Source organism: Nonomuraea sp. NPDC048882 (genome assembly GCF_040649755.1).
GTDB classification, from domain to species: domain Bacteria; phylum Actinomycetota; class Actinomycetes; order Streptosporangiales; family Streptosporangiaceae; genus Nonomuraea; species Nonomuraea maheshkhaliensis.
Genome location: NZ_JBEZGB010000001.1, coordinates 885,337 through 909,938, shown reverse-complemented (window position 1 = coordinate 909,938; position 24,602 = coordinate 885,337). Strand labels below are relative to the sequence as shown.

21 protein-coding genes are annotated in these 24,602 nt (G+C 70.5%); 12 read left to right on the top strand and 9 right to left on the bottom strand.

From position 1 onward, the window contains the following. Window positions 1-9 precede the first annotated feature (9 nt). Window positions 10-1,920 (top strand): RecX family transcriptional regulator, encoded by a 1,911-nt coding sequence (locus AB0C27_RS03905; protein ID WP_357837377.1) that lies wholly within the window; start codon window positions 10-12, stop codon window positions 1,918-1,920. A 793-nt stretch (window positions 1,921-2,713) separates the two neighbouring features. After that, complete coding sequence (gene rny / locus AB0C27_RS03900) at window positions 2,714-4,330, top strand: ribonuclease Y (RefSeq protein ID WP_357837374.1); 1,617 nt, start codon at window positions 2,714-2,716, stop codon at window positions 4,328-4,330. A gap of 475 nt (window positions 4,331-4,805) precedes the next feature. Here the strand turns inward: rny and AB0C27_RS03895 are convergent, their stop codons facing one another. The 6 genes from AB0C27_RS03895 to AB0C27_RS03870 form a co-directional block, all read right to left on the bottom strand. Continuing rightward, complete coding sequence (locus tag AB0C27_RS03895; RefSeq protein WP_357837371.1) at window positions 4,806-6,788, bottom strand: prolyl oligopeptidase family serine peptidase; 1,983 nt, start codon at window positions 6,786-6,788, stop codon at window positions 4,806-4,808. A 69-nt stretch (window positions 6,789-6,857) separates the two neighbouring features. Beyond that, window positions 6,858-7,712: a glutamate ABC transporter substrate-binding protein gene (locus tag AB0C27_RS03890; protein WP_357837367.1), complete on the bottom strand. Its 855-nt coding sequence runs from the start codon at window positions 7,710-7,712 to the stop codon at window positions 6,858-6,860. A 300-nt stretch (window positions 7,713-8,012) separates the two neighbouring features. Continuing rightward, a complete protein-coding gene (locus AB0C27_RS03885) occupies window positions 8,013-8,930 on the bottom strand; it encodes an amino acid ABC transporter permease (RefSeq protein ID WP_357837364.1) in 918 nt (305 codons plus the stop codon). Further along, window positions 8,927-9,595 carry an amino acid ABC transporter permease gene (locus AB0C27_RS03880; protein WP_357837361.1) on the bottom strand — a complete coding sequence of 223 codons (669 nt, stop codon included), beginning with the start codon at window positions 9,593-9,595 and terminating at the stop codon, window positions 8,927-8,929. The genes AB0C27_RS03885 and AB0C27_RS03880 overlap by 4 nt, the downstream gene beginning before the upstream one ends. A 58-nt stretch (window positions 9,596-9,653) precedes the next feature. Next, a complete protein-coding gene (locus AB0C27_RS03875; RefSeq protein WP_357837358.1) occupies window positions 9,654-10,493 on the bottom strand; it encodes a glutamate ABC transporter substrate-binding protein in 840 nt (279 codons plus the stop codon). 42 nt (window positions 10,494-10,535) lie between these two features. Then, entirely contained in the window at window positions 10,536-11,291 is a 756-nt protein-coding gene (locus tag AB0C27_RS03870; protein WP_346108779.1) for an amino acid ABC transporter ATP-binding protein, read from the bottom strand. Window positions 11,292-11,428: 137 nt separating this feature from the next. On the opposite strand from AB0C27_RS03870, the gene miaB reads away from it, so the two are divergent. Continuing rightward, entirely contained in the window at window positions 11,429-12,928 is a 1,500-nt protein-coding gene (gene miaB / locus AB0C27_RS03865; RefSeq protein ID WP_357837355.1) for a tRNA (N6-isopentenyl adenosine(37)-C2)-methylthiotransferase MiaB, read from the top strand. A gap of 195 nt (window positions 12,929-13,123) precedes the next feature. On the opposite strand, the gene AB0C27_RS03860 is transcribed toward miaB, so the two are convergent. After that, entirely contained in the window at window positions 13,124-13,684 is a 561-nt protein-coding gene (locus tag AB0C27_RS03860; protein WP_357837352.1) for a hypothetical protein, read from the bottom strand. 358 nt (window positions 13,685-14,042) lie between these two features. Between AB0C27_RS03860 and AB0C27_RS03855 the strand changes: the two genes are divergently transcribed. The 3 genes from AB0C27_RS03855 to AB0C27_RS03845 all read left to right on the top strand — a co-directional run bounded on the left by AB0C27_RS03855 (window position 14,043) and on the right by AB0C27_RS03845 (window position 16,327). Next, window positions 14,043-14,645, top strand: a complete 603-nt coding sequence (locus tag AB0C27_RS03855) for a hypothetical protein (RefSeq protein WP_357837349.1) — start codon at window positions 14,043-14,045, stop codon at window positions 14,643-14,645. A gap of 234 nt (window positions 14,646-14,879) precedes the next feature. Further along, complete coding sequence (locus AB0C27_RS03850; RefSeq protein WP_357837346.1) at window positions 14,880-15,620, top strand: isocitrate lyase/phosphoenolpyruvate mutase family protein; 741 nt, start codon at window positions 14,880-14,882, stop codon at window positions 15,618-15,620. A 53-nt stretch (window positions 15,621-15,673) separates the two neighbouring features. Next, the gene (locus tag AB0C27_RS03845; protein ID WP_357837343.1) at window positions 15,674-16,327 is read left to right on the top strand and encodes a hypothetical protein; all 654 of its coding nucleotides are present in this window, start codon (window positions 15,674-15,676) and stop codon (window positions 16,325-16,327) included. On the opposite strand, the gene AB0C27_RS03840 is transcribed toward AB0C27_RS03845, so the two are convergent. Then, window positions 16,300-17,217, bottom strand: coding sequence for a ribonuclease Z (locus tag AB0C27_RS03840; protein ID WP_357837340.1), 918 nt, complete (start codon window positions 17,215-17,217; stop codon window positions 16,300-16,302). The genes AB0C27_RS03845 and AB0C27_RS03840 overlap by 28 nt on opposite strands. Here AB0C27_RS03840 and AB0C27_RS03835 point away from each other — a divergent pair. The 6 genes from AB0C27_RS03835 to AB0C27_RS03810 all read left to right on the top strand — a co-directional run bounded on the left by AB0C27_RS03835 (window position 17,216) and on the right by AB0C27_RS03810 (window position 23,446). Further along, the gene (locus AB0C27_RS03835; RefSeq protein WP_357837338.1) at window positions 17,216-17,743 is read left to right on the top strand and encodes a methylated-DNA--[protein]-cysteine S-methyltransferase; all 528 of its coding nucleotides are present in this window, start codon (window positions 17,216-17,218) and stop codon (window positions 17,741-17,743) included. The two genes, AB0C27_RS03840 and AB0C27_RS03835, sit on opposite strands and share 2 nt — an antisense overlap. Window positions 17,744-17,756: 13 nt before the next feature. Beyond that, the gene (miaA, locus tag AB0C27_RS03830) at window positions 17,757-18,650 is read left to right on the top strand and encodes a tRNA (adenosine(37)-N6)-dimethylallyltransferase MiaA (RefSeq protein ID WP_357837335.1); all 894 of its coding nucleotides are present in this window, start codon (window positions 17,757-17,759) and stop codon (window positions 18,648-18,650) included. A 1-nt stretch (window position 18,651) separates the two neighbouring features. Continuing rightward, the gene (gene dapF / locus AB0C27_RS03825) at window positions 18,652-19,464 is read left to right on the top strand and encodes a diaminopimelate epimerase (protein WP_357837332.1); all 813 of its coding nucleotides are present in this window, start codon (window positions 18,652-18,654) and stop codon (window positions 19,462-19,464) included. Window positions 19,465-19,512: 48 nt separating this feature from the next. Beyond that, on the top strand, window positions 19,513-20,268 hold the full coding sequence (locus AB0C27_RS03820; RefSeq protein ID WP_357837329.1) for a hypothetical protein: 756 nt from the start codon (window positions 19,513-19,515) through the stop codon (window positions 20,266-20,268). Between the two features lie 19 nt (window positions 20,269-20,287). Beyond that, a complete protein-coding gene (locus AB0C27_RS03815) occupies window positions 20,288-22,564 on the top strand; it encodes a tetratricopeptide repeat protein (protein ID WP_357837326.1) in 2,277 nt (758 codons plus the stop codon). Between the two features lie 123 nt (window positions 22,565-22,687). Then, window positions 22,688-23,446 carry a glucose 1-dehydrogenase gene (locus AB0C27_RS03810; RefSeq protein ID WP_357837323.1) on the top strand — a complete coding sequence of 253 codons (759 nt, stop codon included), beginning with the start codon at window positions 22,688-22,690 and terminating at the stop codon, window positions 23,444-23,446. 123 nt (window positions 23,447-23,569) lie between these two features. Here AB0C27_RS03810 and AB0C27_RS03805 read toward each other — a convergent pair whose 3' ends face one another. Continuing rightward, window positions 23,570-24,553 carry a helix-turn-helix domain-containing protein gene (locus tag AB0C27_RS03805; protein ID WP_357837321.1) on the bottom strand — a complete coding sequence of 328 codons (984 nt, stop codon included), beginning with the start codon at window positions 24,551-24,553 and terminating at the stop codon, window positions 23,570-23,572. Window positions 24,554-24,602 lie beyond the last annotated feature (49 nt).

The following is a 24,602-nucleotide window of genomic DNA, read 5'->3' as shown; positions in this document are numbered from 1 at the left end:
CGACCACGCATGAGCAGCACGGATCGCTCGCAGGCGCCCCCTCCGTCAGACCGGGGCGCTCGGCCCGAGCCCACTTCGTCACACAGGCGCGACCTGGCCCGTTCGGCCACGGACGGTTGGCCGTCGGTGGACGAATGGCGCGAGCAACGCATCCGCCTGCGCGCCGCCGAGGCGGCGGAACCCTCCGCCGCCGCCCCGCCGGACACAAACCCCCCACCATCGGAGCCCTCACAACCACAATCAGACACTCCCCACGAAGCCCCCCCAACCCAACAGGCCGCTCCTGACACCACTCCCACGAGCCCATCCCCGGAACCCAGCACATCCCTGGATCCCGGCGGTGATGAGGAGGGCGCCCAGGACGTCCTGCCACGTCCCCAGAACGGTCCGCCGCATCCGGACGACTCACAAGATCCACGCGGCGACACTCCCTCCGCCGAAGCCCGGTCCAAGGCAGGAACCGCGGACGACTGGCACTCCAAGGTGCTGGCCGGAAGCAGCTGGTTCGCACCCGACCAGAACGACGGCGGCACGGGCTGGCCGACCAAGGGACGCCGCTCCGGCGGATCCGGCAGAAAGTCCGGTCGTTCCGGGAAGAGGTCCCGATGGTCCGATCGCGAACCTGACGGACCCGAAGGCACAGCCGGGTGGCCTGGTGAGGAGACCGGACGCTCGGGCGGAAGCTCGGGGGAGCCTGATCCCGAAGAAGGAACGGACCGACTCGGCAACGCTTACGGAAAACGCGGCAGATCAAGCCGCATCCGCAACCGCTCTGGCAGATCAAGCAACGGCGAACCCGAACCACACGACAGCGAAGCCGGCTTCCACGACGGCGAAACCGAGCCACGCGGGGGCCGAATCGGGTCGTCCAGCAGCGATGCTCGGCCGTACGGCGGTGAGACCGGGTCCAGCGATGGTGACGCCGCCCTGCACGGCGGTGCAGGCCGGCCGCACGGTGGCGAAGCTGGGTGGTCGTATGGCGGTGAAGGTGAACCGACCGCCGGTGAAAGCGGGCTGTCTGGTGGCGGCGCGTGGTCGTCCGGCGATGGGAGCGGGTTTAGCAGCGGTGTAGGCGGATCGCGTGATGGCGAGGCTGGGCCGCATGGCGGTGAAGCCGGGTCATCCGGTGGCGAAGCTTGGCCGTCTGGCGAAGGGAGCGGGTTTAGCGGCGGTGACGCCGGCCTGTATGGCGGTGGTGTAGGCGGACTACGCGGCAGCGACGCTGGGCCGCGTGGCAGTGAAAGTGGACCGCCTGGTGGTGATGGCGGGTCATCCGGTGGCGATGCTTGGCCCTATGGCGGTGGCGGTAATGCTCGGGGTCGTGGTGGTGGGCGTCGGGGCGGTAGACGGAATGGGAACGGTGGTCGGAAGCGGGGGTGGTTGCCTGAGGGGCCGGATGAGGGGAGTGCGGCCGGGGCGCAGGCGCATGCCGATCCGGAGTCCGTCGCTCGGGCCATCTGCCTGCGCCTGCTCACCATGGCGCCCAAGACCCGCGCTCAGCTCGCCGAGGCGTTGCGTAAGCGGGACGTGCCGGAGGAGGCCGCTGAGGCGGTGCTGAGCCGGTTCTCCGAGCTTGGGCTGATCAACGATGAGGCCTTCGCCGAGGCTTGGGTTGATTCGCGGCATCACGGTCGCGGTCTGGCCAAGCGCGCGCTGGCGGCCGAGTTGCGTCATCGGGGTGTCGACAGCGACACGGTGAACGAAGCCGTCGAGCGACTGGACCCCGACCAGGAAGCGGAGACGGCCCGGAAGCTGGTCGAACGTAAGCTCGCCTCCACCCGGTCCCTCGACCCGCAGGTACGGACGCGACGGCTGGCCGGCATGCTCGCGCGCAAGGGCTATCCCTCCGGACTGGCCTTCCGCGTCATCCGGGAGGCGCTTGAGCAGGAGGGCATCGAGATCGAGGAAGACTTCTCCTGACCCTTGAGCCCTCCGGTCCTCCTCTTCTTCCACTTCTCCCACATTTTCCGGGCTCCGGGCTCCGGGCTTGGGATCGGCCCCCGCTTCTCTCAGTCTTCTGCTTCTCGACCTTCCGCTTCCGGGCGTCCCCCTGCTGGTCGGTCGTTTTGTGTGGTGGTTCGAGTGCTGCATGGGCCTCTGCGGGTCCCGTACCGGCGGACCCGGGGTTGCGTTGTGCCGAGTGGGGAGGAACGGTCGTGTTGCGCGTTGCTGACCTGGGCGGGATCAGGGGGAGTGGGTGGAGACGCGCTGTTCTGTGGGGTGTGAGCCGTTCTGCTCGGCGGGCGTCGTTCCTTGAGGTGACTTGAAGGGAGTGCGGCGGCCGCAGAAGCCGTACCACCGCCGGGGTTGCGTGGGTTATCGGGGTTGGTGGGGATTGGGAGGTGGAGCGGGGGCGCATACTGGGCTATTCGGGCACTAATGGGGGATATCGGGCTGGATGTGGAGATGCGGGCCTGTAAGACACGCTTGATGACGCGTTTGCTTGCTCGTGACCTGTTCGACGCATAACCTCGACGGCAGTGAGGAGTTACTCCGCGCAGCGCGGATTGCCATACCGGTGAACGACGGACGAACGAGCTTGGATGATCGAGGCGGACGAGGTGTCGGCTGGAGCAGTCGACGCCCGGTCAGTCTTGGCTTGACATCGATACTGGTGAAGACGCCGACCGGGCTCTGCGCAGCGCGCCTGTGACCCCTCCCGTTTTGTGGCCGCGTTATGAGTTCTTGACGACGCGAGGAGGGCGGGGCGTACATGGGGCCGCTGGTCGTGGTGCTGATGGTGGCGGTGCTCGTGCTCGCGTTCGGGATGATCGCGGCGCTCCTCGTCGTCATACGGCGCACTTCGGGCAGCCAGCCCCGCGCCGGCAAGCCGAGTGCCGAGCAGGTGCACGTCGTGCACGAGGAGCTTGAACAGGCACGTGAAGAGGCGCGGGAGATCCGGCACAAGGCGGAGACCGACGCCGAGGAGATTCTGCGCAGGTCGGAGGCGGCCGCCGAGAGCGCCGCGCAGATGCGGCGGGAGGTCGAGGAGGAGAGCCGGATACTCAAGTCCGAGCTCAAGGAGCTCCGCTCCGACCTCGAACGCCGCGAGGCCAGGCTGGCCGAGCGGGAGCAGCGGCTGGACGAGGAGGCCAGGCGGCAGTCCGAGCGGGACAGGAAGCTGGCCGAGACCGAGGTCGAGCTGGCCGACCGCCGGGAAGAGCTGCTCCAGGTCGAGGACGAGCGGCGGGTCATCCTGGAGCGGGTGGCCGGGCTCACCGGCGAGCAGGCCAAGAACGAGCTGGTCAAGGAGATCGAGAACCAGGCCAAGCGCGAGGCCGCGCTGATCATCAGGGAGATCGAGGGCGCCGCCCGCAAGGAGGGCGAGAAGCGAGCCACGAAGATCGTGACGCTGGCCGTGCAGCGGCTGGCGGCGGAGCAGACGGCCGAGTCGGTCGTCAGCGTGCTGCACCTGCCCGGTGACGAGATGAAGGGCCGGATCATCGGGCGCGAAGGGCGCAACATCCGCGCGTTCGAGTCCACGACCGGGGTCAACCTGATCATCGACGACACGCCGGAGGCGGTGCTGCTGTCGTGCTTCGATCCGGTCAGGAGGGAGACGGCGCGGCTGACGCTGGAGAAGCTAGTGCTGGACGGCCGCATCCACCCGCAGCGCATCGAGGAGGCGCACGACCGCAGCCGCCAGGAAGTGCAGGACCTGTGCGCGCGGGCCGGTGAGGACGCTCTCGTCGAGCTGGGGATCACCGAGATGCATCCCGAGCTGACGTTGCTGCTCGGGCAGTTGCGTTATCGGACTTCGTACGGACAGAACGTGCTCAAGCACCTCATCGAGTCCGCGCACATCGCCGGGATCATGGCCGCCGAGCTGAAGATGAACCAGACGCTGATGAAGCGCTGCGCCCTGCTCCACGACATCGGCAAGGCGCTCACGCACGAGGTCGAAGGCAGTCACGCGCTGATCGGCGCGGAGATCGCCCGCCGGTACGGCGAGGAGGAGGACGTGGTGCACGCCATCGAGGCGCACCACAACGAGGTCGAGGTGCGTACCGTCGAGGCGGTGCTCACGCAGGCCGCCGACGCGATCAGCGGCAGCCGTCCCGGTGCGCGGCGCGAGTCCCTGGAGGCTTACGTCAAGCGGCTGGAGCGGCTGGAGGAGATCGCGCAGTCGTACGAGGGCGTGGAGAAGGTGTTCGCCATGCAGGCGGGCCGGGAGATCCGGGTCATGGTCAAGCCCGACGCGATCGACGACATCCAGGCTCAGGTGATCGCGCGCGATGTGGCCAAGCAGGTGGAGGAGGAGCTGACCTACCCTGGGCAGATCCGGATCACGGTGGTACGGGAGTCACGGGCAACCGAGTTCGCCCGCTAGGTGCAGGTGTTTGTGTGGGTGCGCGTGAATGGTCGGGTTCTGCGTAGCCAGGGTCGGGGGTCTGGGGGTTCAAGGGTCTGAGCGGTTCGGGGATCCGGGATTCAGGGATCCGAGGTCCGGGGTTTGGGGATCCGACGTTCGGGGGTGCGAGGCCGAGAGGTTCGGGATTCCGGGATTAGAGGTCCGGGGGTATGGGGTGCGGGGGCTGAGGTTCGCGGGTCCTAGGTTCCGGGGTCTAGGGATCGTGGGTCTGAGAGGTTCGGGATCCGAGGTTTGGCGGTTTGGGGGTCGCGAGTCCGAGGTTCGAGGGTTCGAGGTCAGGGTGGTTGGGGGCGGGGCTGAGAGGTTTGGGGGCGAGATTCGGAGTGCGGGGGGTGCGGGTCCGAGGATCGCGAGTCCGAGGTTCGGGGCGCGGGGGTTGCGGGGCCGAGGTTCAGGGGGCCGGAGGTTCGGGGTCTGGGGTTTGGGGTTTGGGTTAGATGAAGATTTGCTGGTAGAAGGCAAGTTCTGCGGCTAGGGCCGCTGCTCGGGTTTCGGTGCGGCGGAAGCCGTGGGATTCGCCCTCGAAGGCCAGGTACGTGCACGGCACCCCGCGTTCGGACAGTGCGTCGGCGAAGGCGGCCGATTGCTCGGGTGGCACCACCGGGTCGTCTAGGCCCTGGAGGAGCAGCATGGGGCGGGTGGCTCCGTCCACGAGGGCCAGGGGCTCTCTGGCGGCGTACACCTGGGGATCTTCCGGACCCACCAGCCACTCCACGTAGCGTGACTCGAAGTCGTGGGTGTGGGCGGCCAGCGGGGCGAGTGCGCTGACGCCGTAGTAGGAGACGCCGCCGGCGAACACGTCGGAGCTGCAGCAGGCCGCCATCACCGTCCAGCCGCCCGCGCTGCCCCCGCGTACGGCGATCCTGGCGGGGTCGGCCAGGCCCTGCTCGGCCAGCCACCGTGCGGCGGCGATCGTGTCGTGGACGTCCACGAGCCCCCATTGGCCCTTGAGCCGGTCGCGGTAGGCCCTGCCGTAACCCGTCGAGCCGCCGTAGTTGAGGTCGAGGACGCCGATGCCGCGCGAGGTCAGGAACGCCTTCTCCAGGTCGAGCGCGGTGTCGGCGTGAGCGGTCGGGCCGCCGTGCACGAAGACGACGTAAGGGGGTGGGCCGGACTGCGGCGAGGCTTCGGTGTGGGGTGGGTAAAGGAAGGCGTGCACGTCTTGGTCTGCGGTGTCGCCAATTCGTGCGTCTTGGTGGATGGTGTCGCCGCTCCGTCTGTCCTGGTGGGTGGTGCTGGCGATTCGTGTGGCCTGGTCTGCGGTGGAGCCGATCTGTGTGTCTTGGTGGGTGGTGTCGCTGATCTGTGCGGTCTGATCTGCGGGGCCGCCGATTCGTACGGGGCGGGGGACGGGCAGGTAGGCGGGGTTGGGCAGGGCGGAGGGTGTGGGGGCGAGGGGGTGGTGGGAGCCTGTCGCCGGGTTCACGGTCACGACCGAGCGAGGCGTGGTGGGGGCGTACGCGATGCCGGTCACGGCGGTGCCGTCGGTGGCCAGGTCGGCGTCCCAGCCGCTGTACGGGGCCTCGACGTCGGTGAGGGTGCCTGAGGCGGGGTCGAGCAGGCCGAGTCGCAGGTCGCCGCGCCCGTGCAGGACCGCGAGCCGGCCGTCGGCGAGGATCGCGTACGGCATCCCGCCCAGTCGCCACGGCGGCAGCGTGAACTCCTCCTCGGCCGGGTGGAGCGCTCGCGCCCCGTCGCCGTGCACGCCGATCTCGTAGAGGTTCCACCAGCCTGAGGAGTCGGAGACCAGGTAGAGCCGGGTGTCGTCCTTCCAGGCGGGGGCCAGGACGGATTCGGTGACGCTGCCCCGCACCTTCCAGGAGTCGCCGTCCGAGAGGCGGATGACGCGTAGCTCGGTGCCGTCCCAGGGCATGCGGGGGTGATCCCAGCAGACATAGGCGAGATGTCGTCCGTCGGGGGAGATGGTGGGAGAGGCGTAGAAGTCGCAGCCGGTGGCCCATTCGCGGATCTCGCCGCCGTCGAGGGGGACGGAGACGACGGCTCTGGTGACCTTGCCGTCCTCCGCGTGGTGCTCGCGTACGCACCACACCTGTCCGTCGCGCACCAACGGATCCGCGTAGCGGCAACCCGGGGGAGTGACGGGTTTCGGTTCGCCGTTTTCCGGCAACAGGTAGAGGCGCTGATCTTGCAGGTTGGCGAAGACCACCTCCCCCTCGGGGGTCACCGCGTACGGGCGGCCGCCGTACTCGTGAACGCGGGTGCGCGCGCACCAGGGGGCGGGTAGCAGGTCACGACGGGTGCCGTCGGCGGCGCGGCACACGATCGTGGTACGCCCGCCGTCGTCGGGACGGTCCTCGGTCCACCACGTCCGGCCGTCCATGAGCGTGGGCCAGCCGGGACGTACGGCGGAGCCGGCCACGTCTCTGGTCGAAATGGGGGAGGGCCAGAAAGGCATACCCCGCATCCTGCCGGAAGATCGCCGGGCGTGAGGTGCTGTCCCCACAGTTCAGCCCGCGTGAGCGGTTCAGGGGCAGCCGGCCGGGCGGGGCAGGGAGGAGGGGAGTGCGACGCCAGCGCGGCCGAACCACTTGTTCAGCAGCCGCGTCGTCGTCCCGTCGCGCCACATCGAGGCGATGGCGCGATTGACCGCCTGGCACGTCTCGATGTCGCCCTTCTTCAGGCCGACGCCCCACTTCTCCCAGCTGATCGGCTGGTTGAGCAGCCGGAACATGCCGGGGTCGTGCTCGGCGTACCCGGCCAGGGTCAGGTTCTCGGTGCTGACCGCGTCGAGACGGGCCTCGACGAGCTTGCGTACGCAGTCGGAGTAGTTCGCGGCGGGCACCAGCTGGGCCGGCAGGTCGAGCATGCCGTCCGGCGGCGGGTCGACGATCCGCCGGTACGAGTTCGAGCCCTCGGCCAGGCAGATCCGCTTGCCGCGCAGGTCTTCCACCTTCTTGATGCTCATGTCGCCGGCCCTGACCATGGTGTCCTGGGGCACGATCACGTACGGGCCGGCGAAGGTGACCTTGGGCTTGCGGGACTCCGTGATGGAGTAGGAGGCGACGATCATGTCCACGGTGCCGTTCTGAAGCAGCGCCTCGCGGGTGGACGACGGCGACTCGCGCCAGGTGATCTTGACCTTGGCGCCGCCGGCGAGGTTGGCGACGATGTAGCGGGCGACGTCCACGTCGAAACCCTGGGGATCGCCCGAGCCGGAGCGCATGCCCAGGCCCGGCTGGTCCCATTTGGTGCCGACGACGACGGTGCGGGCACCCTTGATCTTGTCGGCGACGGTGGTGTACGAGCCTCCGCCGCCGCACCCGGCCAGTGCCGCTGTCACGGCCACGGCCACGGCGAGTGCCGCCGCGCGCCTGGTCACCCTGAACTTCCCCACGACTATGGGTAACCCACGCGAGCCGTGCGGAACGCGGATTCGACGCAGTCGTGGGTGTTTCTTGGCGATCTATGGGGAGAAAGGCGACAAAGTGGAGGGCTCGTCAAGGTGACAAACGCCTGAGGCCAAGCTTGAGGGCCCGCCAAGGTGACAAACCCCTGGGGGCCCATCAAGGTGACAAACCCCCGAAGCCAAGCCTGAGGCCCCTCAAGGCGAACGAGCCCCCGAGACCAAGCCCGAGAGCCCGTCAGGGCGGCGGGCGCCAGCACGCCCGCCGCCCCGCGGTCACTCGAGGGGTTTGTCAGGACCCAGGCCGCCACCAGCCGTGCCCTGACCGGCGCCGATGCCGACCTCGGCCGATCCGGGCGCCGCGATCGGGACGGCCGCCGTCTTGCGGCTGCGCCTGCTGCGCCTTTCCAGCCAGGTGGCCAGGTAGCTCAGCGCCATGTTGAGCGCCACGTAGATGATGCCGACGACGATCGCCGCCGGGATCAGCGAGCCGAAGAAGCGGGCCGGCATGATCTTGAAGCCGGTGTTGAGCAGGTCGACGTAGGCGATGATGTAGCCGAGCGCGGTGTCCTTCAGCAGCACCACGAGCTGGCTGACGATCGCCGGCATCATCGCGGTGATGGCCTGCGGCAGCAGCACCAGCCGCATCACCTGGTTCTTGCGCATGCCGACCGCGTACGCGGCCTCCGACTGCCCCTTCGGCACGGCGTACACGCCGGCCCTGACGACCTCGGCCAGCACGGAGCCGTTGTAGAGGGTCAGGCCGAGCACGACCGCGAAGAAGGCGTAGTCGCCGCCGCCAATGAGCATGGGCGCCAGGTAGAAGATGAAGAAGATCAGCAGCAGCAGCGGGATGGACCGGAACACCTCGACCACCGCACCGGCCGGGATCCGGACCCACGCGTGGTCGGAGAGCCTGGCCAGACCGAAGACCGAGCCGAAGGCCAGTGCCAGCACCGCCGAGACGGCCGCCGCCTCCAGGGTGCCGATGAGGCCGGGGAAGATGTAGAACTCCCACGTCTCCCACTGCAGGAACGGCTGCCAGATCTTGCCTTCGAACTGGCCCTTGGCGTCGAAGCCGCGATAGACGCCGTACAGGACGGCGATGACGGCGAGGACGCTGATCACCGTGAGCGCGTGGTTGCGCAGCCGCCCGCGCGGGCCGGGCGCGTCGAACAGTACGGACGTGCTCATCGGGCCACCGCCAGACGTCGCGACAACCAGCCGGTGAAGAAGCCGATGGGCATGGTCAGCGCCATGAAGGCGACGACGATGCCGAGGAAGATCGGGATCGACGCGCCGGTCGTGTCGAAGGTGATCTTCATGACCGCCGCGGCGTCGGCGAGGTATCCGCCCGCGGTGGCCACCGTGGTGTTCTTGATCATGGCGATCATGACGCTGCCGAGCGGCGCGACGACCGCGCGGAACGCCTGGGGCAGGACGATCATCCGCAGCGACTGCATGAACGTGAGCCCGATCGCCCTGGCCGCCTCCGCCTGGCCCATCGGCACGGTGTTGATGCCGGCGCGCAGCGACTCACACACGAAGGCCGCGGTGTAGACCGACAGGCCCATCGCCACGATCCAGAACGAGTTGGTCGACGGCACGTCCGAGAACACCAGGCCGAGCTGGTCGCTCAGGCCCAGCGCGGAGAACGCCAGCACCAGCGTGAGCGGGGTGTTACGCACCACGTTGACGTAAATGGTGCCGGCCGCGCGCAGGACCGGCGTGGGTGAGACCCGCATCGCCACCAGGACCGTGCCGAGGATCAGGGAGGCGACGGCCGCCACGAGGGACAGCTTGACGTTCTCCAGGAATCCCAGCCCGAGATCCGGGGCGTATTTGATTAGTTCGTCCATCGTGCTCCACCGCATAGGACGGCGGCGGCCGGGTCACCGGCCGCCGCCCCTGGTGTGATCAGGCGCAACCCTCGGCGGGAGGCGCGGTCTCGGACAACTTCAGGCCCTGGATGCCGCCGAACCACTTGTCCAGCAGCTGCTTCATGGTGCCGTTGTCCCACAGCTTCTTCACCGCGGTGTTGAGGGCCTCACACGTCTTGGTGTCGCCCTTCTTCAGGCCGATGCCGTACTTCTCGTCCGTGAAGCCCTGGCCCAGCACCTTGAAGTTGCCGCCCGCCTGCTTGGCGAAGCCCGCCAGGATCAGGTCGTCGGTGGTGACGGCGTCGAGGTTGCTGCCGGTGAGCTTCTGCACGCACTCGGAGTAGTTGCCGGCGTCGACGGTGGTCGCGTCGATGTCGAGCTCACCGTCCGGGGGCGGGTCGGTGATGCGCTTGTAGGAGTTGGAGCCCGCGGCCTTGCAGATCTTCTTGCCCTTGAGGTCCTGAGGGCTGTTGATCGAGGTGTCGTCCTTGCGGACCATCACGTCCTGGTGCGCCACGACGTAGGGGCCGCCGAAGGTCACCTTGCCCTTGCGCTCCTCCGTGATGGAGTAGGTGGCGAAGATGATGTCGACCGTGCCGTTCTGGAGGAACGGCTCGCGGTTGGACGAGGCCGACTCCTTCCACTCGATCTTCACGTCCTTGCCGCCGGCCACTTCCTTGAGCACGGCTTTGGCCACGTCGACGTCGAAGCCCTCGGGCTCGTTGCCCATCTTCAGGCCCAGGCTGGGCTGGTCCCACTTGGTGCCGACCACGATCGTGCCGCCGCCCGCGATCTTGTCGGCCACGTTGGCGTACGACTCACCGCCGCCACCGCCACAGGCGGTCAGGCCCGCGGCCAGAGCCGCAATGGAGAGCACTGCTCCCGTTCGACGCATGTGCATGTGTACCTGCCTCAATAGTCAGTGCGTGAGGATCTTCGAAAGGAAGTCTCGCGCCCGGTCCGTCTGCGCATTGGTGAAGAACTCGTCGGGAGTGTTCTCCTCGACGATCTGCCCCTCGGCCATGAACACCACCCGGTTCGCGGCCCGGCGGGCGAACCCCATCTCGTGCGTGACGACCATCATGGTCATCCCGTCACGTGCCAGCCCGATCATGACATCGAGGACCTCTTGCACCATCTCGGGGTCGAGTGCGGAGGTCGGCTCGTCGAACAGGATCATTTTCGGGTCCATGGCCAGTGCTCTGGCGATCGCCACACGTTGTTGCTGACCGCCGGAGAGCTGGGCCGGATATTTGTCCGCCTGCGCGGCGATGCCCACTCTTTCGAGCAGTTCCATCGCCCGCTGGTTGGCGGCGTCCCTGGCCTTGCCGCGCACCTTCATCGGGCCGAGCGTGACGTTTTCCCGGATGGTCTTGTGGGCGAACAAGTTGAACGACTGAAAGACCATTCCGACGTCGGAACGCAGCCTGGCCAACGCCTTGCCCTCGTCGGGCAGCACCTGGCCGTCAAATATGATCTTGCCGTCGTTGATCGTCTCCAGCCGGTTGATCGTGCGGCAGAGCGTCGACTTCCCGCCGCCCGAGGGACCGATGACGACCAATACCTCGCCACGAGAGACGGTCAAGTTGATGTTCTTCAGGACATGCAGCGCCCCGAAGTGCTTGTTGACGTTCTCCAACTGCACAAGTGGAGTGGCGTCGCCGTTCTCCGTCATGGAGTAAAACGTAGAGGGCGTTAGAACGCTGTGCACTAACCGAGCGGTACCGATCCGATCACATCGTGCCATCAAGCAGGCCTTTTAGATCGGTCCGGGCAGTCCCAAGGCTGACACCGACTACCCTTGAACATGCCATGACTGTGACTCAGGAGGGCGCCCGCACCTACGAAGTGCGCACATACGGGTGCCAGATGAACGTCCACGACTCCGAGCGGCTGTCAGGCCTGCTGGAGGACGCCGGCTATGTGGCCGCTCCCGACGGGGAGGCGGCCGACGTCGTCGTGTTCAACACGTGCGCCGTGCGGGAAAACGCCGACAACCGCCTCTACGGCAACCTGGGCCACCTCAGACCGGCCAAGGTGAGCAATCCGCGCATGCAGATCGCCGTCGGCGGCTGCCTGGCGCAGAAGGACCAGGGCGAGATCGTCCGCAAGGCGCCGTGGGTCGACGTCGTGTTCGGCACGCACAACATCGGCTCGCTGCCGGTGCTGCTGGAGCGGGCCCGCGTCGAGGGTGAGGCGCAGGTCGAGCTGAAGGAGTCGCTCGAGGTCTTTCCCTCGACGCTGCCGACCAAGCGCGAGTCCGCGTACGCCGCCTGGGTGTCGGTCTCGGTCGGCTGCAACAACACCTGCACGTTCTGCATCGTGCCGTCGCTGCGCGGCAAGGAGAAGGACCGCCGGCCCGGCGACGTCCTCGCCGAGGTCAGCACGCTGGTGGAGCAGGGCGTGCTGGAGGTCACCCTGCTCGGCCAGAACGTCAACACCTACGGCGTGGAGTTCGGCGACCGGCTGGCCTTCGGCAAGCTGCTGCGCGCCTGCGGCGACATCGAGGGGCTCGAACGGGTCCGCTTCACCTCGCCGCACCCCGCCGCGTTCACCGACGACGTGATCGCCGCCATGGCGGAGACGCCCAACGTCATGCACCAGCTGCACATGCCGCTGCAGTCGGGCTCCGACCGGGTGCTGCGGGCGATGCGCCGCTCCTACCGGGCCGAGCGCTATCTCGGCATCATCGAACGCGTACGCGCCGCCATGCCCGACGCGGCCATCTCCACCGACATCATCGTCGGCTTCCCCGGCGAGACCGAGGAGGACTTCCAGGCGACCCTCGACGTCGTCCGGCAGAGCCGCTTCGCCAACGCCTTCACCTTCCAGTACTCCATCCGCCCCGGCACGCCCGCGGCCACGATGGCGGACCAGGTGCCCAAGGAGGTCGTCCAGGAGCGCTACGAACGACTGGTGGCGCTGCAGGAGGAGATTTCATGGGAGGAGAACAAGAAGCAGGTCGGGCGGACGCTCGAAGTGCTGGTGGCCGAGGGCGAGGGGCGCAAGGACGAGGCCACCCGCCGGCTGTCGGGGCGCGCGGCGGACAACCGGCTCGTGCACTTCGCGGTGGGCGAGGAGACGCCGCGGCCCGGTGACATGGTGACGGTCGAGGTGACGTACGCGGCGCCGCACCACCTGGTGGCCGACGGGGCCGTGCTGGGGCTGCGGCGGACCAGGGCGGGAGACGCCTGGGAGGCCCGCCAGGGCGGCGGGAGCTCGGGCGGCGGCTCGGGGGTGCTGCTGGGCATGCCCACCGTCGGACGGCCCGCCCCGCTGCCGGCCTCGACAGGGGCCTGCTCGGCGCACTGACGGCGCACTGACGGCGCACTGACGGCGCACTGACGACGGTCGGGCGGCCCGCGCCGTCGCCGGTCCCGCCGGGTCTGGCCGGTACCGCTGACGACGGGCGGCCCATGCCGTTGCCCGTCTCGCCGGGCTCTTCTGCGTACTGCTGGGAAGGGCGGCTCCGGATCATCCGGGGCCGCCCTTCGCTGTGCCGGGGGTCTACCGCGTGAGGCGGTCGAGCATGTCGTAGCAGGGGCGGCGGCGGAAGTCGTGCATGGTGGCGCAGGGGTCGGGGCCCGCGCGGCCCGGCGGGGCCGGCCGGGACGCCGGGTGGGACGCCGGGTGGGACGGCGGGTGGGACGGCTGGGGTGCGATCGGCCGTGACGACGGGGGCCGCAGCGGCTGGGACGGCAGGGGCGGTGGGGCGAGGCCGCTGGGTGACGGGCGCTCCTCAGGGGGCACCTGCGGGGTGGCCCGTGGGGCGGGTCGGACCTTCGGGGGGCGGTTCCCGTCCCTGCCTGGTCGGCGCGGACCCGCGTCCTCGGCGACGGGGGTGACCGGCGGGCCGGCCGTCGCCGAGGGGATGAGCGGCAGATCCGCGCCCACGGCTGGCAGGTCGGCGCCCACGGGCGGCAGTTCAGCGCCCACAGGAGGGAGGTGCGCTCCCCAGGGCGGCAGGCTCGCATTCGGGGGCGGAACGGTCTCGATCCACGGGGGCGTCAGCGGGCCGAGCATGACGTCGGCGGGCTGGGCCGTCGGGAATTGGAGCGTTCCAGCCATAGGCGCCACCGACGGCGGAAGGACGGTCGCCGTCGGTGGCGTATTCGATGCCGAGAGTGGTATTGATCTTGGGGAAAGCGGGGTTTCCTGATCCATTTCCTGAGGTGTTTGCGGTGACGGTTCCTTACTGTTGGTGAATGCCAGGAATATTCCCAGCGCCGCTGTGGCGAGCACCCCGGTGGCTCCGGCCACGGGTGCCAGGTTGGCGCGGCTACCTGGGCTAATGGATCTAAGGGGGGACAAGTCGTGATTCCTTTGTGATTGTTGTGCGAGCATTCAGCTGTTGCGGCTAGTGTGGTCCATCACCCGCGGAAGCCGGCGAGCTTTCCCCGATACGACCGCAGGGAGCTGTAACGCCATGCAAGATCCGACCGAGGCGGATCGCCAGGAGATCCTCACCGGGCCGGGAGACACCCGCCTGGAAAACAGGGCGTCGGGAAACAGACGACCGAGGCAGAAGAGCAACAAGACCCTTCTCATCGCCGGTTCGGCGCTCATCGCCGTGCTCGTGGCCGGTGGCGCCGGTTACATGCTGGCCTCGAACCCCTTCGGGAGCGCCCAGCAGGGCGGCGGCCCCGCGACCTCCCAGAGCGCCGACGCGAACCAGGATCAGGGCGGCGACGACGACGCCACGGCGGGCGACGTCACCGCCGACTCTCCCGCCGACTCCCCTGGGGACGACCGTACGGGCGAGGCTCCCGAGGACGACGGCAGCATGGGCGACGTCGCCGCCGGGGTCCCGGACGGCGGAGACCAACCCGGTACGGGTGACAGGGCAGGGGACACGACGGGCAACACGGGCACCGACTCCGCCAAGACCGGCACCAACAAGAAGCCCGCGACGACCTCGCCCACCAAGTCGCCCCAGTCCTCAGGCGCCGGCACCCCTTCCGAGGCCGACAGCCCGGCGGACGGCCCCGGCGGCCTCGTCCCCGGCCAGTGCTCGAAGAGCGGCTGCTGAGCACGTCTCCGGTGATGGGCGCCAGGGTGAGCTCGCGGCGGCCGGTCTGACGCCGGGTGGCAAGGACTCGAGACGGCGGTCCTGACGACGGGCGGCCAAGTGGGTTTGTGGTGGCCGGTCCTGATGTCGGCGGCAAGGACGGCTCGTGGTGGTCGGGCGTCCGGCGAAGTGGCTTGCCGTTTATGGGGCTTACTGGCCCTTCGGAGGAGCCGGTGCCGTCCGTAGGGTCGGGGTATGACGACTGACAGAGCGTCCGAGCTGCGTGCTCTGCACGTGCCGGGAACCCCTTTGGTGCTGCCCAACGTCTGGGACGCCGCCTCCGCCCGCGCTGTGCAGGCGGCCGGGTTCCCCGCGGTCGCCACCGGCAGCGCCGCGGTCGCGCGGGTGCTCGGCTACGAGGACGGAGAGCGTACGCCCGTCGGGGAGATGATGGCGGCCATCGCCCGGGTGGTCAGGGCCGTGGACCGGCCCGTCACGGCGGACGTGGAGCGCGGCTACGGCCTCAAGCCCGCGGAGCTGGCCGAACGGCTGCTCGCGACCGGGGCCGTGGGCTGCAATTTGGAGGACTCCCTGCCGGGCGGCGGCGAGATGGTGGATCAGGACGAACAGGCCGGGTTCCTGGCCGAGGTGCGGGCGGCGGCCGGCGACGGGCTGGTGATCAACGCGAGGGTGGACCTCTACCTGCGCGGGCAGGTGACGCGCGAGGAGGCGCTGGCGCGCGGGCGGCGTTACCTGGAGGCGGGGGCCGACTGCGTGTACCCGATCGGGCTGGCCGACGCGGATGAGATCCGGGCGCTGGTCGAGGGCCTCGGCGGGCCGGTCAACGTGCTGTTCAGACCGGGGACCCCCGGGCTGGGCGGGCTGGCCGCGCTGGGGGTGGCCAGGATCAGCTTCGGCAGCGGCCTGCACCAGGCGTCCCAGACCTTCACGGAGAGCCTGCTCGCCGAGATACGCGCGGGCCACGACCCGTACTGACAACAGCAGGGGCCGTGCCGGGCAAGGCAGGAGCCGGACGTACGCTTGCGCTCGTGCTTGTCGCCGCGGCCGTGTGCCCGCTCACCCCGCTGGTCGTCCTGGGGATGCCCGACCTCCGCTCCGCCTGCCACACCGCGATCGCCACGCTGCGCGACGCGCGGCCCGACGCGCTGATCGTGGTGGGCGGCGCGCCGGCCACCGGCGCGTACGACGGCGACGCGGCGGGCAGCCTGCGCCCCTGGGGGCCGGAGCTCGCGGCGGGCCGAGGCGAGCCGGTGCTCCCGCTGTCGCTGACCGTGGCCCGGCTGCTGCTCGGAGCGCACGGACCCGACGCCTTTCAGTCGGTGGCCTGGGACGCCCCGGGCGAGGACTGCGCCAAGCTCGGTGAACAACTGGCCGACCGCGCGGACAGGGTGGCGCTGCTGGTCATGGCCGACGGTTCGGCCTGCCTCAGCCCGAAGGCCCCCGGCAAGTACGACGAAGCGGCCGGCCCCTGCAACGACCGCATCGCCCAGGCCGTCGCCGGCGGCGACCCCACGCCCCTGGCCGCCCTCGATCCGGAGGAGGCCGACCGGCTGTGGGTGAGCGGCCGGTCCGCCTTCCAGGTGCTGGCGGGCGCGGCGGACGGGCGGGACTACGAGGGGCGGCTGCTCATGGAGACGGCCCCGTACGGGGTCGGCTATCTCGTCGGGACGTGGACGGTCTGACGCTTCGGCACCGGGATCCGCATCAGGTCGCGGGCCGTCACCACCTCGCCGTCGAAGTTGCGCCGTACTTCCGCGACGAAGGTCGGCTCGTCGTCGAAGCCGTACCGTTCGGAGAAGTGCGTGAGCACGAGCCTGCGCGCCCCCGCGTCCGCCGCCACCACCCCGGCCTCGAACGCCGTCAGATGCCCGTACTCCTTGGCCAGCGCGCTCTCCGCCGACAGGAACGTGGACTCGATCACCAGCAGGTCGACCCCTGAGGCCAGCTCGAAGACCGCGTCGCAGAGCCGGGTGTCCATGATGAAGGCCACGCTCTGCCCCGGTCTGGGGACGCTGCACTCGGCCAGGGTGACGCCGCGCACGGAGCCGGTGCGCTGGAGCTCGCCGATGTCGGGGCCGCGGATGCCGTGGGCGGCCAGCTTGTCGGGCAGCATGCGGCGGCCGGGCGGCTCCTGGACGCGGTAGCCGTACGACTCGACGGGGTGGGACAGGCGGCGCGCGATGAGCGGGCCGACGCCGGCCAGGTCGCCGGTGAGCGGATGCTCGGCGATGACCGAGGTGTCGGCGAACACGGCGGCGTGGCGCAGCCGCCGCCAGTAGGTCTGGCCGGAGGCGGGGAAGACGGCGCGCACCGGATGGCGTACTTTGTCGCGTGCGATGCGCTGGACGACGCCGGGGAGGCCCAGGCAGTGGTCGCCGTGGAAGTGGGTCACGCAGAGCCAGTGGACGTCGTTGGCGCTCAGGCCGGCGTGCACCATCTGCCGCTGCGTGCCCTCGCCCGGGTCGAACAGGAAGCCCTGGCCGTCCCAGCGCAGGAGGTAGCCGTTGTGGTTACGGTGTCGGGTAGGAACGGCGCTGGACGTGCCCAGCACCACGAGCTCACGTGAGGACATGATGACCGCCAACGAGGAGACGGTCGCCTTCGCCGAGGTGGAGACGCCGGTGGGGCCATTCGTGCTGGCCGTCACCGAGACCGGGCTCGTCGCGTCGGGCTGGGGCTCCCGCGCCCGGGTGTCCGGCCGGCTCGACCTGGCTGAGGTTCATGATGCGGATCGTACGGCCTTCGCCGTCGCCGAGCTGAATGCTTATTTCGCCGGTGAGCTGAAGCGGTTCGAGACGCCGATCGACTGGCGGCTGATGTCGGGCTCGCGGCTGCGGGTGCTGCGCGCCCTGCACGGGATCCCGTACGGGAGCGCCGTCACCTACGGCGAACTGGCCACGCTCAGCGGCTCCAGCGTGCCCGCGCGCGGCATCGGCTCGATCATGGGCTCCAACCCGATCCCCATCGTGGTGCCCTGCCACCGGGTCGTCGCGGCCGGCAACGGGCTGGGCGGCTTCAGCGGCGGCGAGGGCGTGGAGACCAAGCGCTGGCTGCTGACCCACGAGGGTTATCTGCAGCCGACGCTCCTCGATCTCTAGCAGACTTGTCGCCGTGCGCCAGCAGCCAGTCATCGCCGTCGTGGGTCCCACGGCCGCAGGAAAGTCCGATCTCGCCGTCGACCTCGCCCTCCGGCTGGGGGGCGAGTGCGTCAACGCCGACTCCATGCAGCTCTACCGGGGCATGGACATCGGCACGGCCAAGCTCACCGAGGCCGAGCGGCGGGGGGTCCCGCACCACCTGCTGGACATCTGGGACGTGACGGTCACCGCCAGCGTGGCCGAGTACCAGAAACTGGCCAGGGCCGTCATCGACGCCGTCGAGGTGCCGGTGCTGGTCGGCGGGAGCGGCCTGTACGTGCGCGCGGCCATCGACGAGCTGGAGTTCCCCGGCACCGACCCGGAGATCAGGGCCCGGCTGGAGGAGGAGCTGGCCGAGCTGGGCCCCGGCCCCCTGCACGAGCGCCTGCGCGAGCGTGACCCGGCCGCCGCGGCGGCCATCCTGGCCAGCAACGGCCGGCGCATCGTGCGCGCGCTGGAGGTGATCGAGCTGTCCGGCCGCCCGTTCTCGGCCACCATGCCGTCGTACGACGCCGTCTACCCGAGCGTGCAGATCGGGCTGGAGGTGCCCAGGCCGGTGCTGGACGAGCGGATCGAGCTCAGGGTCGCCAGGATGTGGGAGGCGGGGCTGGTCGACGAGGTGCGGGCGCTGCTCGGCCAGGGGCTGGCCGAAGGGCGCACGGCCGGGCGGGCGCTCGGTTACGCGCAGGTCATCCGCTTTCTCACCGGCGAGTGGAGCGAGGAGCAGGCGATGACCGAGACGGTCAGGCTGACCAGGCGCTTCGCCAGGCGGCAGGAGTCGTGGTTTCGCAGGGACCCGCGGGTGCACTGGCTGCCGTACGACGCCCCCGACATCCTGGAGCGATCTCTGGCGCTAATAAACTCCTAGCATGCGCTTTCTCAAGGGGCACGGCACCGAGAACGATTTCGTCATCCTGCCTGATCCCGACGGGGTGGCCGACGTACCGGCCACGCTCGTCGCCAAGATCTGCGACAGGAGAGCCGGCATCGGCGCCGACGGGGTGCTCCGGGTGGTGCGCACGAAGCAGAGCCCCGAGGTCGCCGACCAGGCCTCGGCCGCCGAGTGGTTCATGGACTACCGCAACGCCGACGGCAGCATGGCGGAGATGTGCGGCAACGGCGTGCGGGTGTTCGCCCGCTACCTGATCGACACCGGCGCGGTGAGCGCCTCGGAGTTCGAGATCGCGACGCGGGGCGGCGTGCGGCGGATCCGCGTCGAGCCGAACGGCGACATCACGGTCGACATGGGCAAGCCCGTGGTCTCCGGCGAGAGCGTGGCCACCGTGGGCAGCCAGGAATACACCGGGCTCGCCGTCGACATGGGCAACCCCCACCTGGCCTGCGCCATCGGCGACCCCGTCGCCCAGCTCGACCTCACCCACCAGCCGGGCTTCGACACCGGCGTCTTCCCCGCCGGGGTCAACATCGAGCTGTTCAACCCGGTCGGCACCAGCCGCGCGGTCATGCGCGTCTTCGAGCGCGGCTCCGGCGAGACCCGCTCCTGCGGCACCGGCGCCGTGGCCACCGCCGTGGCCGCCGCCCACCTGTCGGGCGACACCACCGGCACATGGACGATCGAGGTGCTGGGCGGCACGCTGACGGTCATCCTCGACGAGGAGACCAGCTACCTGTCCGGTCCCGCGACCATCGTCGCCAGCGGCGAACTCCTGCTTGCAGAATGATGTTCTGGTAGGGGATGCTGGGTTCACTTCACGCACTGAGAGGTGGACATGGCTGACCCACGCACCACGGCGGCGCAGGTCAAGACGCCGATCGGCCGGCTCGGCGGCGGTTTCATGATCTCCAGAGAGGCCAAGGCGCTCTGCGAGGAGCACGGCCTCGGCCCGCGCGAGCTCTACTTCAGGGGCCGCTGCGGCGTCCTCGGCGAGTGCGACGCCGACGTGGTCACGTCGGTCGCCGTCTTCTTCCCCTCCCGGCACGTGGAGCCGAACTGGAACGGCGGCCGCAAGCTCACGGCCGAGCACGCCGTCGAGCTCTACGCGCAGGCGTGCCAGGCGTGGGGCCGGCGCAATCTGGGCGGTTACGACGGCTGCGCCAGGATCGCCGAGCTGCTGCAGCCGGTCGTCGAGCAGGCGTCGCCGGTGGGCGCGCCGCTGTTCGCGGGGTGGCGGGCCGTTCCGCTGCCCGGCGACCCGCCGGCCAGGGCCGCCCAGCTCATGCACGTCGTACGCGAGCTGCGCGGCGGCCTGCACGCCAACGCCGTGATCGCGGCGGGCATGCATCCTCTGGACGCCACCCTGGCCGCCGACCACCGCGGAGCCCCGCTCGGGACGTCGGCAGGCGAGGCGATCGCCAGGTTCTTCGAGTGGCCTGAGCCGTACGCCACGCCCGGTCCCGAGCTCGTCGCGCGCCGCGCCGCCGTCGAGGAGACGACGGACGACCTCATGGCGCCCGCGTTCTCGGTCCTCACCGAGACCGAGTCGGACGAGCTGATCGAGCTTCTGCGTTTTGGGGACGCTCGTTGACCTGGCAGACTGACTGCCCATGGACGTGGACATCTGGGCCTGGGTCGGCGACACCCAGCAGCAGCTTTCTGAGGCGGGCAACGTTGGCCTCGCCATGGCGCTGGGAGACCTCCCCGCACAGGCCTATGAGGGCCGATATCCGCAGCTCGACGTGATGGCCCCGGCCATCGCGCAGCAGGCGGAGACCCTTGAGCTGCCCTGGCTCGAGTTCTACGCCCGCTACTGGCACCTGGTCGGCCGGATCGGCGACCGGGCGCAGGGGGCGGTGGCCCTGGCCGACGTGGAGCAGCTGCTCGCGTTCGCCCAGCGCGAAGACGTGCGTGACTGCCCGGCCACCCCGGCCGCGGTCGAGGCGCTGGCCGTCGTGTGGGCCAACACCGACGGCCCCGGCTACGCGGCCGAGCGGCTGGAGACGCTGGCCGCCGCGCTTGAGGGCATGAGCCCCGAGCGGCCCTCCTTCACGGGCCTGGTGACCCAGTACGTCGCCGCGCTCGTCGACGCGGGCAAGCCGGGCGAGGCCGTGACCTACGCCGAGTCCGCCGTCGAGCGGCTGAAGACGGCCGGCCGGGAGGCCAGCTGGGAGCTGGGTGCGGAGAGCGCCCGCGCGCTGCTGGCCGCCGGCCGCGCGGAGGACGCGCTGACCGCGCTCCAGGCCGCGGCCGAGTTCCAGGCCGACGACCCGGTGGCCAAGGAGCACCGCGACGGCGTGCGCCGCTCGCTCATCCTGGCCACGCTCGGCCGCACCGCCGAGGCCGTCGACGCCCTGCCCGACCTCGACGTGGTGGGCGACCACCCGCGCGTGTGGGTCGAGTGGGCCCACGCCGTCAACAAGCTGGCCGGCTCCTCGCAGATCACCAACACCTGGCAGCTCGGCCGGGTCCTGCGCCAGTGGACCGACTACTTCGGCATGATGGGCGGCTACCGCTCCCGGGTCGAGCTGGCCCTGGTCGCGGGCGAGCTGGCCATCGCCAGGCAGGGCGTCTGGCAGGCCAGGCTGCTGGCCGACGTGGCCGAGTCCGGCACCGCCGAGCTGCGCGAGGCCGGCGACCTGGCCGAGCGCATCGCCGCGCTGCGGACCGCAGCCGACGCCGCCACCGAGGCGACGCCGCCGGGTCCGCTCGCCGAGCGGGTGGGCCTGTTCGACGCCGCCGACGGCTTCAACGCCGACCCGGAGAAGTGGGTGGGCTGGCTCGCGCCGCTGTCCGGCGAGGACCTGGAGGCCACCCGCCGCCACACCACCACGCTGGGCTTCCTCGGCTACCCCGCCACGGGCGCCGACATCTACTGGAAGCTGCTCGTCGACACCGGCGACATCGCCACCGCCGACCCCGAGGACGTGGCCTACCTGACCACGCTGCTCATCGAAGCCCGCCAGGACGAGCGGCTGGAGCAGATGGCCGGGCTGCTGCCGCACGCCGCCCAATACCTCGCGCTGGCCCGCCTCCACAGCGCCCGCGAGCGCTGGCAGGAGACGGTCGAAGCGGGCGAGCACGCCCTCGCGGCCGGGGCCGGGCTCGACGCCCGCCGCCTGCTGTCCGGCGCGGCCCAGCAGCTCGACCAGAACGCCAGGGCCGCCGAAGTGCTGCTCGAGGTGCTCGACGAGCTGGCCGAGGAGGACGTCTGGCGCATGATCGTCATGGCCACCTCGGCCGAGGACTGGGAGACCGTGCGCAAGGGCGCGGCCAAGATCGGCATGCCGATCAAGTCCAAGGAGGGCCCGATCGAGGAGGAGATGGGCCTCATCAGGCTCATCCTGCCCGCCCCCGACGGCGGCCAGCGCCAGGTGCTGTCCATCCGCACCGGCCCGGCCACCGCCAGGCTGGCCCTGCCGCAGCCGCGCGGCATGGACTACAACGCCGGCGACCTGGTCGTGTTCGACCCGCAGCTGCTGGAGCCCGTCCCCGACGACCCGGAGGAGCAGCAGAACTTCGTGCCGCCGTTCGGCGCGGTGCGCATCCTGCGGCCCGGCGGCTACACCAGCTACTTCTTCGACGGCGCCGCGCCGAGCGAGGAGGACTGGGCCGAGTTCACCGAGGTCATGGCCGAGCGCGGCTGGCCGATGTGGGTCTACAGCGACGAAAACTACACCGTCACCCACCCGACCAGCAGCGAGCCGCTGCCGGGCGTGTTCGGCTGGGTCGCGGTGCCGCCCGACGTGTCGCCCTCCGAGGTCGACGCCCTGCTCGACGACGCCACCGAGCGGTGGGTGCATCCGCTGGCCTGGCTCGACCTGGCCCGCGAGATCGACGTTGAGATCGAACGGCACGAGCGCATCGTCAAGGAATACGGCCTGTAGGGGCATCCGGCCCGTCCTGTCCGGCTCGGCCGCACGAGGTCGTGATCGCCGAGCCGGTGGTCGGGCGGCCGGGGCCCTCCGTTCCGAACAGCCGGGTCTTCGTTCCGAGAAGCGAGGTGTGACGTGCTGGAGCGCTTCCGGCTCGACGGCAAGGTGGCGATCGTCACCGGGGCCTCATCGGGCCTCGGCGTGGCCTTCGCCAGGGGCCTGGCGGAGGCGGGCGCCGACGTGGTGATCGGCGCCCGGCGCGCGGATCGGCTGGAGGAGACGCGTCGGCTGGTCGAGGAGACCGGCCGCGCGTGCCTGGCCGTCCAGACCGACGTGGCCCGGCCGGAAGACTGCGACCGGCTGGTGGCCGCGGCCGTCGAGGGCCTGGGCGGGGTCGACGTACTGATCAACAACGCCGGCATCGGCACGGCCGTGCCCGCGCTGCGCGAGACCCCCGAGGAGTTCCGCCAGGTCGTCGACGTCAACCTGCACGGCACCTACTGGATGGCGCAGGCGTGCGCGCGGGTCATGCGGCCCGGCTCGTCGATCGTCAACATCGGCAGCGTGCTCGGCGAGACCACGGCCGGGCTGCCGCAGGCCGCCTACAGCGCCTCGAAGGCGGCGGTCACCGGGCTCACCCGTGACCTGGCCCAGCAGTGGACGGGGCGGCGCGGCATCCGGGTCAACTGCCTGGAGCCGGGGTTCTTCGCCTCGGAGATGACCGAGCAGTACCCACCCGGCTACCTGGAGCGGATGACGGAGCAGCGGGTGGTCATGGGACGGGCGGGGGATCCGGCCGAGCTGGTGGCCGCCGCGGTGTTCCTGGCCGGCGACGCGGCCTCGTACATCACCGGGGTGACGCTGGCGGTGGACGGCGGGATCCTGATCACCTAGCCCGGCTTGCGGTGGACCTCGGGAGCGCGGCTCGGGGCGGGCGGCGCGACGCTGATCACGTAGCCTCAGCCTGCGGTGGACCTCGGGAGCGCGGCTCGGAGTGGGCGGCGGGGTCCGGTCACCCTAGTCCAGCAGGTCGTGCTGGGCGGCCAGGAAGCCGGCGTGGAAGCGGGTCCTGGCGCCCAGGCGTTCGCACAGCACCTGGACGCGGCGCTGGACCGTGCGCGGGCTCAGCCCGAGCTGCCTGGCGATGGCATCGTCCTTCATGCCGGCGGCCAGCAGGGTCAGCACCTCGGCGTCGGACGCCTGCGGCCACGCCTCGGGTTCGAGGGACTCGTCCGACAGACGCAGCGGCACGGCGGCCCGCCACAACGTCTCGAACAGCCCCACCAGGGCGTCGAGCAGCGCCGACGGGTGCACCACGAGCGCGCTCTCCACGGCCCGGTCCTCGTCGGAGACCAGCGGCAGGATGGCGGTGCGGGCGTCGGCGATGGCGAGCTTGACCGGCACCTGCCCGAGCCTGGCCTGCTCGCCGTCGGCGATGGCGCGGCGGGTGTGGGCCAGCATGCCGGGGTGCTCGAAGGCCAGCGGGCTGTAGATGCCGCGGGTGGGCGCGCCCTGGCGGGCCGCGCGCCGGCGGTTCTCCCTGTCGTCGCTGACGTCCACCGCGTACGGCGGATGCACCAGCACCAGCATCTCCCGTGTGGCGTTGCGTTCGAGCTGGAGATAGCGCCTGGCCACGGCGTCGCGCCCGCTGACCACCTCCAGCACCTCCTCGGGGTGCGGCCCGCCGCGGTCGGCGACCTCGGTGGCCAGCAGTGCGGCGGCGGCCCTGCTGTGGGTGAGCTCCTCCTGGCGGCGCGCGACGAGGATGTCGATGGCGACGTTCGGGGGAGTGGCGACCAGCCGCAGCGGCCGGCCGGCGACCCGGGAGATCAGCCCGAGGTCCTCCAGCCGGGGCAGCATGCGGCGGATGGCGGCGGCGGAGGTGCCGGTCTCGGCGGCGAGCTCGCTCAGCGTCGCGGGCCCGTGTCTGAGCAGGGCCCGGTACGAGTTCTCCTCGGCGACGGTGACACCGAGCCCTTCGAGTAAGCGCCGCTGCGCCATGTCCCCTCTTCCTGACCTGCCATGATCCGAAGTAAAGAGTATGGGGGCC

Bases quoted from the DNA above. Each gene is read 5' to 3' on its own strand.
- AB0C27_RS03855 (WP_357837349.1), top strand. From the start codon at position 14,043: ATGCAAGATCCGACCGAGGCGGATCGCCAGGAGATCCTCACCGGGCCG.
- AB0C27_RS03870 (WP_346108779.1), bottom strand. From the start codon at position 11,291: ATGACGGAGAACGGCGACGCCACTCCACTTGTGCAGTTGGAGAACGTC.
- AB0C27_RS03880 (WP_357837361.1), bottom strand. From the start codon at position 9,595: ATGGACGAACTAATCAAATACGCCCCGGATCTCGGGCTGGGATTCCTG.
- AB0C27_RS03840 (WP_357837340.1), bottom strand. From the start codon at position 17,217: ATGTCCTCACGTGAGCTCGTGGTGCTGGGCACGTCCAGCGCCGTTCCT.
- AB0C27_RS03850 (WP_357837346.1), top strand. From the start codon at position 14,880: ATGACGACTGACAGAGCGTCCGAGCTGCGTGCTCTGCACGTGCCGGGA.
- AB0C27_RS03805 (WP_357837321.1), bottom strand. From the start codon at position 24,553: ATGGCGCAGCGGCGCTTACTCGAAGGGCTCGGTGTCACCGTCGCCGAG.
- AB0C27_RS03885 (WP_357837364.1), bottom strand. From the start codon at position 8,930: ATGAGCACGTCCGTACTGTTCGACGCGCCCGGCCCGCGCGGGCGGCTG.
- AB0C27_RS03820 (WP_357837329.1), top strand. From the start codon at position 19,513: ATGGCTGACCCACGCACCACGGCGGCGCAGGTCAAGACGCCGATCGGC.
- AB0C27_RS03895 (WP_357837371.1), bottom strand. From the start codon at position 6,788: ATGCCTTTCTGGCCCTCCCCCATTTCGACCAGAGACGTGGCCGGCTCC.
- AB0C27_RS03835 (WP_357837338.1), top strand. From the start codon at position 17,216: ATGATGACCGCCAACGAGGAGACGGTCGCCTTCGCCGAGGTGGAGACG.
- AB0C27_RS03815 (WP_357837326.1), top strand. From the start codon at position 20,288: ATGGACGTGGACATCTGGGCCTGGGTCGGCGACACCCAGCAGCAGCTT.
- AB0C27_RS03860 (WP_357837352.1), bottom strand. From the start codon at position 13,684: ATGGCTGGAACGCTCCAATTCCCGACGGCCCAGCCCGCCGACGTCATG.
- miaB (WP_357837355.1), top strand. From the start codon at position 11,429: ATGACTGTGACTCAGGAGGGCGCCCGCACCTACGAAGTGCGCACATAC.
- AB0C27_RS03905 (WP_357837377.1), top strand. From the start codon at position 10: ATGAGCAGCACGGATCGCTCGCAGGCGCCCCCTCCGTCAGACCGGGGC.
- rny (WP_357837374.1), top strand. From the start codon at position 2,714: ATGGGGCCGCTGGTCGTGGTGCTGATGGTGGCGGTGCTCGTGCTCGCG.
- dapF (WP_357837332.1), top strand. From the start codon at position 18,652: ATGCGCTTTCTCAAGGGGCACGGCACCGAGAACGATTTCGTCATCCTG.